Raw genomic sequence first — 1089 nt, forward strand, 5'->3', positions numbered from 1 at the left:
ATTTCTCTTCCTTTGTATAGCGAATATTTTCTTTTTCTGAGTAGGCAGTATCCCCAATGATTGTTTCAATTTTTATTCCTGTTTTTTGGCTTTTTTTAGTTAACTCTGGAAGATACTTTCCATCACTTTTTTCTCCTGTTGTCACAACTGCTGCAGTTATAATTCGTTCATCACACATCGTGTAATGTGTTTTATATCCAAAGAAAGAAGAATCCGCTGATTTATGCCCCACACGTGCATCTGGATCCTCTGAAAAGCTCAATTGTTCGGTGTAGTCTTCTACCACTTCTTTTAAAACATTTACTTTCTCCTTCACAGCAGGGATGGCAGCGATTTGTGGTTCTGATTCGACAACTGAAAGGAGTTGACGGCAATAATCCAATTCTTCTTTTACTTCATTAGAAGTTGTTTTTGATGGGAATTTTTCTTTCATTGAATCGTCAATTTGGTAGACAGCTTTTCGAACATTTTTAGATTTCTCTTGTAAAAATTCTTTTGGTGACTTTTGGTTATAACGTGCTTTTGTATGAGTAGAATCTACAATAATGGTTTTACTTTTTATGATTTCTTTATCAAGTGCAATCTCCACTGTTTTGCCGATAAGCATATCTAATAAACCCACATCTTGAAGACGGAGCTTACGAAATTTCGTTAAAGAACTTGGATCAATAACGGCCTCTTCTGGTGCCATATCGAGGAAATACTTAAACGACATATCATATTTGGAACGTTCTACTACATCTACATCTGACAAATCATAAATCGATTTAAGCAATAGATATTTGAACATACGAATCGGCGGCACTGCATTGCGACCGTTATCCAGACAATATTTTTTTTTCAATTCTTCAAGAATGAAGGAAAAGTCCACTAAATCATTGATTTGGCGAAGCATATTATCTTTTGGGACAACGAAATCATAAATAGCTAGAAACGGACTAAGCGTGAAAGATTCTTGATTGGCAATCATTTTTATACCACCTACATACATTTTAATATCATAATTATAAAACAAAAAGGCAGTTGAAAGTTCGATTAAATCAAACTTTCAACTGCCTAAAAAAAAAATTGGACTTTTTCAGTGGCCTC

At 34.3% G+C, this 1089-nt stretch carries 1 protein-coding gene; it reads right to left on the reverse strand.

Annotated features, from left to right (window positions below; all coding sequences use genetic code 11):
- The coding region (locus ACTXGU_RS22225) for a transposase (RefSeq protein WP_443483695.1) at window positions 1-970 on the reverse strand (970 nt) is incomplete at its 3' end.
- Between the last annotated feature and the right edge of the window lie 119 nt (window positions 971-1089).

Source organism: Niallia sp. 01092, assembly GCF_052318935.1.
Taxonomy (GTDB): Bacteria; Bacillota; Bacilli; order Bacillales; family Cytobacillaceae; genus Niallia.